The sequence below is a fragment of the Vibrio sp. 704 genome (assembly GCF_033339295.1).
Window position 1 is genome coordinate 1 of record NZ_JAWOUH010000856.1, and the last position, 552, is coordinate 552.

1 protein-coding gene is annotated in these 552 nt (G+C 46.6%); it reads left to right on the forward strand.

The window, feature by feature from the left end; translation table 11 throughout:
• A partial coding sequence (locus tag R7R24_RS29535) for an AMP-binding protein (RefSeq protein WP_318120567.1) occupies positions 1-552 on the forward strand: 552 nt, incomplete at both ends.

Sequence of the window (552 nt, forward strand, 5' to 3'; positions counted from 1 at the left end):
AAATCGTAGATAACACACCTGTGAAACACGTGGTGCTAACTAGCCTTGTCCAAATGCTGCCACGAGCGAAAGGTACGATTGTCGATTTCGTGGTGAAATACGTAAAAGGTATGGTTCCTAAGTACGATCTACCGGGCGCAATTTCAATGCGCAAAGCTCTGCGCAAAGGTCGTCGTCTGCAATACGTGAAGCCGTTTATGTCTGGTGATGATATTGCATTTCTGCAATACACTGGTGGTACTACGGGTGTCGCAAAAGGTGCAATCCTAACGCATCGCAACATGATTGCGAACGTGCTTCAGGCGAAAGGGGCTTACGGTCCAGTACTTTCTCCAGGTCGTGAATTAGTGGTAACCGCATTGCCGCTTTACCACGTGTTCGCACTGACAGTGAACTGTTTGCTGTTTATCGAAATGGGTGGTCGTAACTTACTGATCACCAACCCGCGTGATATTCCTGGCTTTGTAAAAGAGCTGCAAAAGTACCAATTCACAGCGATCACAGGTGTGAATACCTTATTCAATGCGCTAGTGAACAATGAAGATTTCCATG